This window comes from Streptomyces sp. NPDC051214, from assembly GCF_040682375.1.
Taxonomy (GTDB): domain Bacteria; phylum Actinomycetota; class Actinomycetes; order Streptomycetales; family Streptomycetaceae; genus Streptomyces.
Genome location: NZ_JBFBAT010000009.1, coordinates 441347 through 447568 on the forward strand (window position 1 = coordinate 441347; position 6222 = coordinate 447568).

General features: G+C 72.3%; 6 protein-coding genes. 4 read left to right on the forward strand and 2 right to left on the reverse strand.

The annotated features are described in order from the left end of the window. Nucleotides 1–24 precede the first annotated feature (24 nt). On the reverse strand, nucleotides 25–594 hold the full coding sequence (locus AB0M70_RS25730) for a Uma2 family endonuclease (protein WP_365823207.1): 570 nt from the start codon (nucleotides 592–594) through the stop codon (nucleotides 25–27). A 246-nt stretch (nucleotides 595–840) separates the two neighbouring features. Here AB0M70_RS25730 and AB0M70_RS25735 point away from each other — a divergent pair, with 246 nt between their 5' ends. Further along, nucleotides 841–1665: a MerR family transcriptional regulator gene (locus tag AB0M70_RS25735; RefSeq protein WP_365823209.1), complete on the forward strand. Its 825-nt coding sequence runs from the start codon at nucleotides 841–843 to the stop codon at nucleotides 1663–1665. Beyond that, entirely contained in the window at nucleotides 1662–2474 is an 813-nt protein-coding gene (locus tag AB0M70_RS25740; RefSeq protein ID WP_365823155.1) for a hypothetical protein, read from the forward strand. The genes AB0M70_RS25735 and AB0M70_RS25740 overlap by 4 nt, the downstream gene beginning before the upstream one ends. Before the next feature lies 1 nt (nucleotide 2475). On the opposite strand, the gene AB0M70_RS25745 is transcribed toward AB0M70_RS25740, so the two are convergent. Further along, a complete protein-coding gene (locus AB0M70_RS25745; RefSeq protein ID WP_365823157.1) occupies nucleotides 2476–3918 on the reverse strand; it encodes an RNB domain-containing ribonuclease in 1443 nt (480 codons plus the stop codon). 159 nt (nucleotides 3919–4077) lie between these two features. On the opposite strand from AB0M70_RS25745, the gene yaaA reads away from it, so the two are divergent. Together yaaA and eda are read left to right on the forward strand one after the other, a co-directional pair. After that, nucleotides 4078–4878: a peroxide stress protein YaaA gene (gene yaaA, locus AB0M70_RS25750; protein WP_365823159.1), complete on the forward strand. Its 801-nt coding sequence runs from the start codon at nucleotides 4078–4080 to the stop codon at nucleotides 4876–4878. 74 nt (nucleotides 4879–4952) lie between these two features. Continuing rightward, entirely contained in the window at nucleotides 4953–5603 is a 651-nt protein-coding gene (eda, locus tag AB0M70_RS25755) for a bifunctional 4-hydroxy-2-oxoglutarate aldolase/2-dehydro-3-deoxy-phosphogluconate aldolase (RefSeq protein WP_365823161.1), read from the forward strand. The last annotated feature ends 619 nt before the right edge of the window (nucleotides 5604–6222 follow it).

Below are 6222 nucleotides of genomic sequence, written 5' to 3' on the forward strand. Positions count from 1 at the left end.
CCCCGAGCCGCGCGGCCGACGGCCTCAGCCGAACTCCGCGGTCTCCAGTTCGAAGCCGAACGGTTCGGGGAGCGCCACCGCCTTGCCGAAGGGAAGCGTGCAGTGCTGGCGGTAGTCGTCGCCCTCCGGGTCGCTGAACAGCGTCACCGAGGAGCCCTCACGGTCGATGAGGAGGTAGAGGGGGATGCCACCACGGGCGTAACAGCGACGCTTGGCCTCGCGGTCCGCCTGCGGTTTGGTGGAAGTGACCTCGGCAACCATAGCCACGCCCTCACAGGGCATCCAGGACTCGGCGCCCCGGAAGAGCCGCAGCTTCCTGGGGGCGAAGGTGCCGTCCGGGATGGCGTGATTGTTCGGGCAGGCGCCCCCGCTTTTCAACTTCAAGCCCTTGTTCCCGGAGAACTGCATGTCGGTCCGGGAGCGCCGGTAGACCTGGCTGACGACCAGCTCGATGTAGTCCTCGTGGTCCCCGTCCGGCGGTGGCGTCACGACAATCTCCCCCTCGATCAGCTCCGCACGGAAGCCATCCGGCGTGCCCAGTTCGAGGAAGCCCTCCAGCAGGACTTCTGCCCGCGTGAGCGGCTCGTGTGCCATGGCAGTCATGTCACGCCCCTTCCTCGGTCGCTCGCCAGACTGGGACATCGCTTGATCCGCCGTCCAAGAGATCGGGAGTCGTTCCCTCGATCGTGGCACAGGATCACCGGCGGACGTCAGGCTTCGCCCGTCCGGCGGGTCCCGCCCCGTCGCTGCTTGACCGGCTGCTTGACCTTGCCGCAGCGTCAACGTTTCTACTGGCCCCATGAACGCGATGCGAGGGGCTCCATGAACGGGGCGGGCGGGATGCGGATCGGGGAGCTTGCCGGGGTGGTCGGTGTGACCACCCGGGCCATCAGGCACTATCACCACCTCGGGCTGCTGCCCGAGCCCGAGCGCCGGGCCAACGGTTATCGGGAGTACGGGCTGCGGCACGCCGTCGCGCTGGCGCGGATCCGGCGGCTGACCGAGCTGGGGCTCGGGCTCGCCGAGGTGCGGGACGTGCTCGCGGACGACGCGGGGCGCGAGCTGGCCGAGGTGCTCGCCGAGCTGGACTCGGACCTCGCCCGGCAGGAGACCGCGATCCGCGAGCGGCGGGAGCGGCTGCGGGTGCTGCTGGACGACGCGGAACACGGGCGGTTGTCCGCCGAGGGGCCCGTCTCGCCTCAACTGGGCGACTTCTTCGCCGAGATGGCCCGTTCCGGCGCCGGCCGCGAGGGTCCCGAGTCCGCGATGGCCGCGAAGGACCGGGAGCTGCTCGCCCTGATCGACTCGACGGCGCCCCCGGAGGAGCGCGACAGGTTCATGGCCGCGCTGCACCCCGCGCTGTCCACCCCGGACGCCGTGGAGCGCGCGCACGAGGTGTACGCGCTACTCGACGCGCTCGCGGAAGCCGACCTCGCCGATCCGCGTACGGAGGCTGCCGTGCACGAGGCGGCGCAGGCGCTCGCCGCGGCCCTGCCCGACTCGCTCCTGGAGCAGCTGGGCACCGAGGGCGTACAGGCGGTGGCCGACGGGCGGGGCCGCGGTGACGACCGGTTCCTCGAAGCCTTCTTCTCCGACTTCTCCCCCGCCCAGGCCGAGGCCGTACGCCGCGGGATGCGGCTCCTCATCGAAAGGGGTGCGCGATGACCAGGCTCGTGCGGGGCCTCGCCTGGGTGGTCGTACCTGTCGAAGTCGTGCTTTTCGTATGCCTGTTGACGGGGGACGTGCTCCCCGTGCGTGTGCTCGTCGGTGTGGAGGCCGTGGCCCTTGCGCTGCTTCTTATCGAGTGCGCCGGGCTTCTGATCGTGTACCGGCGGGGCGGACGCGCGGCGGTCAGGGACGTCGTGCCGGAGCCGGTGCGACGGATCGTCGGGCACGAGGTGCGGGCGCTGTCGAGCCTGGTGCTGTGGGTGGCGCGGCGGCGGCACGGGGTGCGGGAGGGGGATCTCGCCTTCGGGCACGCCCGGGATCAGGCCGCGATGCTCTACGGCTTCGTCTTCGTCTCCGTCGTGGAGACCATCGGGCTCGCCCTGCTGCTGCGGAACATGCCCACGCTCCACGCGATCACCCTCGTCATCGACGTCTACGGCGTGATCCTGATGCTCGGCATTCACGCCGCCTCCGTGACGCGGCCGCACGTGCTGTCCGCCGACTCACTCCGCGTACGCCACGGCGCCCACCGGGACATGTCGATACCGCTGGAGCGGATCGCCGCCGTGCGCGGCGAGCGGCTCTTCACGCACGAGGCCGCCGACGGGGTGCTCAACATTCCGGTCGCCGCGCAGACGTCCCTCACGCTGGAGCTGACGGAGCCCGTCATGGCGGTCGGCTTTCTTGGTGGGCGCCGGCCCGTGACGACCGTACGGCTGCACTCCGACGAGCCGGCGGAGCTGCGAGCGGCGCTGGGGCGGGCCCTGGAACGCACGCGGGGACGTGCGCAGGAGCTCACCCAGTAGCTCACGCGGGCGCGAACTGTACCTTCGCCGACCCCGGGTCGGCCTGCGTGAGCCGCACCCGCAGCCGCTCCCCCAGGGGCAGGCCACCGATGCCGCCCTCGATGCGGGCGACGATCGCGGGATCGGTCAACTGGACCGTCCCGACGGTGGGTTCGCGCTCCTGGACGTCCACCACCACCCCGTCGAAGAGTTCACCCACCCGGTCCTTGAGCAGCGCGGCCTCGACGAGGTCCACGCACTCGCGCTCGACGGTGTTGGCACGCCGCGTCCCGTCCGCCATCTCCTTGGGCAGCTCGGGGAGCGCGGCGAGCACCCACTCGGGCGGTTCGTCCCCGGCGATCGCGGCCAGGCACAGCTCGGAGGCGTAGCGGTCGACGAGACGACGCAGGGGGGCAGTGCAGTGGGCGTAGGGGGCGGCGACGGCTGCGTGGGTGATCAGCTCCGGGACGTGGCCGCCGCTGAACGCGGTATATCCCGCGCCGCGCAGGAGCGTCGTGCACTCCTGGAGGAACGCGGCGTGGTGGGGCAGGCGCGGGTCGAGGGAGCGGACGAGCTCGGCGTACGGGACGTGGTGCGGCCAGTCGACGTCCAGGGCCTTCGCGGTGCGGCGCAGGCGGCCGACGGCGCCGTCCGGGGCGGTGGGGAGGGTCCGCAGAATGCCCGCGCCCGCCTGGATCATCAGCTCGGCGGCGGCCATGCCGGTGAGGAGGGAGATCTGGGCGTTCCACCCGTCGGCGGGAAGCGGCGCGCGGAATCCCAGCTCGTACGTGCCGTTCCGCTCGACGATCTCCTGTTCGGGGACGTTGAGGGAGATGCCGCCCCGCTCGACCTCGAGCCCTTCGCGCAGCCGCCCGATGTCGGCGAGCAGCGCGAGCGACTCCTCTGCGGTGCCGGCGTCGATGGCCTGCTGCACGCCGTCGTAGTCGAGCTTGGCGCGGCTGCGTACGAGGGCACGGCGCACGTCGGTGGAGAGGGTGCGCCCCTCTCCATCCAGGTCGACGGTCCACAGCACCGCCGGGCAGTCCTGACCCGGCAGCAGACTGGCCGCGCCCTCGCTCAGGGCGGTGGGGTGCAGCGGGACCTTCTCGTCGGGGAAGTAGAGGGTGGTGACGCGCCGATGGGCCTCCGTGTCGAGGGGTCCGCCGGGGGTGACGTACGCGGCGACGTCCGCGATGGCGTACCGCACGCGAAATCCGCCGCCGTTCCGCCGGGAGAGGTGCATCGCCTGGTCCAGGTCGACGGAGGTGGGCGGGTCGATGGTGAACAGGGGGATGTCGGTCGCGTCGTGCGCGGGGAGGGTCGGAGCGGCGAGGGCCTGCTCGGCATCGGCGATGACGTCCGCGGGAAATCCCTCGGGCACGTCCAACTTCGTACGCAGCTCACGCAGCGCGCCCCCCAGGGGAGCTTCCGCTGCGCCGGTCACACGGAGATGGCGACGGGGCATGGGTCGAGCGTAGGCGGGGTGGGGCGGGGTGGCACGGTGGAGGGACGCGTGGACGTCTCCCGGACCCGGCGGAGGGAGGCGTGGGCGCCCCTCGGACCCGGTGGCGATTACCCTGGCGCAGGGTCCGCACCCCCATCCGTTGTTCTCTGAAGGAGACCCATGCTCGTCCTGCTGCCGCCCTCCGAAGGCAAGGCGTCCTCCGGCCGTGGCGCCCCCCTGAAGCCGGAGTCGCTCTCCCTGCCGGCGCTCGCGGACGCGCGGCAGGCGGTGCTCGACGAGCTGGTCGATCTCTGCGTGGCGGACGAGGAGAAGGCCCGTGACGTACTCGGTCTGAGCGAGGGTCTGCGCGGCGAGATCGCGAAGAACGCCGAGCTGCGTACGGCGGGTGCGCGGCCCGCGGGCGAGATCTACACGGGCGTTCTGTACGACGCCCTGGGCCTCGCCACGCTGGATGCCGCCGCCAAGCGCCGTGCGGCCCGCTCCCTTCTGGTCTTCTCCGGGCTGTGGGGCGCCGTCAGCGTCACCGACCGCATCCCCTCCTACCGCTGCTCGATGGGCGTGAAACTGCCCGGCCTCGGCGCCCTGGGCGCCTATTGGCGTACGCCGATGGCCTCTGCGATGCCCGAGGCCGCGGGCGACGGGCTCGTACTGGACCTGCGGTCATCGGCGTACGCGGCCGCGTGGAAGCCGAAGGGTGAGGTCGCGGACCGGACGGCGACCGTGCGGGTGCTGCACGCGCAGATGGTCGACGGCGTCGAGAAGCGGTCCGTCGTCTCGCACTTCAACAAGGCGACGAAGGGGCGGATCGTCCGGTCGCTCCTGGAGACCGGCACGCAGCCGAAGAATCCGGCCGAGCTGGTCGAGGCGTTGCGGGATCTTGGGCATGTGGTGGAGGCGGAGGCGCCCTCGAAGGCTGGTAAGGCGTGGGCCTTGGACGTGGTGGTGCGGGAGATTCACTGACTCCGGACGGGTGCTTGTTGCAGCATGCGCAACGCCCTTTGCGCATGCTGCGTGGCCCGGGGCAGGATGCAGCCATGACTTCCCCCTCCGGTGCGGCCTCCTCCTCCGCCTCCGCCTCCGTGCTCGATCTTGCCCCCGTCGTCCCCGTGGTCGTCGTGGAGGACGTCGCCGACGCCGTGCCGCTGGCGCGTGCGCTGGTCGCGGGCGGGCTGCCCGCGATCGAGGTCACGTTGCGTACGCCCGCCGCGCTCGACGCGATCCGGGCCATCGCGGCGGAGGTGCCGGACGCGGTGGTCGGTGCGGGCACCGTCATCTCGCCCCAGGGCGTCGCGGAGTCCGTCGACGCCGGGGCCCGCTTTCTGGTCAGCCCCGGGTGGACCGACACGCTGCTTGCCGCGATGAAGGCGTCCGGGGTGCCGTTCCTGCCGGGGGTCTCGACGGCTTCCGAGGTGGTGGCGCTGTTGGAGCGGGGGGTGCGCGAGATGAAGTTCTTTCCGGCGGAGGCCGCCGGCGGTACGGCTTATCTCAAGTCGCTCGGGGGGCCGCTGCCGCAGGCCCGCTTCTGCCCTACGGGGGGTATCGGTCTGGCCTCCGCGCCGGCGTACCTCGCTCTGGCGAACGTGGGGTGCGTGGGGGGTAGTTGGATGCTTCCCGCTGACGCGGTCTTGGCGAAGGACTGGCCCCGTGTCGAGGGCTTGGCCCGCGAGGCGGCGTCCCTTCGCTGAATCCGTGGGCCCCGGCTGGGGGCCTGGGGGGCGATCGCGCAGTTCCCCGCGCCCCTGAGGATCCCTGCGGGTGCGTTGTGGCTGAGCGCGCCGTTCCCCGCGCCCCTGACGGGGCCCCGCCCCGCGCTCATCCCTGCAGGTGCTTCGTGGCCGCTCGCGCAGTTCCCCGCGCCCCTCACGGGGCCCCGCCCCGCGCTCATCCCTGCACAGGTGCTTCGTGGTCGCTCGCGCAGTTCCCCGCGCCCCTATAGATCCCTGCGGGTGGGTTGTGGCTGAGCGCGCCGTTCCTCGCGCCCCTGGCGGGGCCCCGTCGCACCGCGCCCGAAGGGGCGCGGGGAACTGCGCGCTCAGCCCCCACTGACCCGCACAGGGAACACGACGGCATGCCCCCCAGGGGCGCGGGGAACTGCGCGCTCAACCCCCACTTACCCGCAGAGGGAACACGACGGCATGCCCCCAGGGGCGCGGGGAACTGCGCGGTCCGCCCCCACTCGCCCGCAGGGGACGGCACGGGCAACCGCCCCGCCCCCGTTATGTTTTCCGCGGCTCCGCAACGGGGTCGCTGGCTTCCGGGCCCGGCATGACTGTGTCCCCCTGTCGAAGGCATGACCTGGGGGGT

Bases quoted from the DNA above. Each gene is read 5' to 3' on its own strand.
- AB0M70_RS25730 (WP_365823207.1), bottom strand. From the start codon at position 594: ATGGCACACGAGCCGCTCACGCGGGCAGAAGTCCTGCTGGAGGGCTTC.
- AB0M70_RS25735 (WP_365823209.1), top strand. From the start codon at position 841: ATGCGGATCGGGGAGCTTGCCGGGGTGGTCGGTGTGACCACCCGGGCC.
- AB0M70_RS25740 (WP_365823155.1), top strand. From the start codon at position 1,662: ATGACCAGGCTCGTGCGGGGCCTCGCCTGGGTGGTCGTACCTGTCGAA.
- AB0M70_RS25745 (WP_365823157.1), bottom strand. From the start codon at position 3,918: ATGCCCCGTCGCCATCTCCGTGTGACCGGCGCAGCGGAAGCTCCCCTG.
- yaaA (WP_365823159.1), top strand. From the start codon at position 4,078: ATGCTCGTCCTGCTGCCGCCCTCCGAAGGCAAGGCGTCCTCCGGCCGT.
- eda (WP_365823161.1), top strand. From the start codon at position 4,953: ATGACTTCCCCCTCCGGTGCGGCCTCCTCCTCCGCCTCCGCCTCCGTG.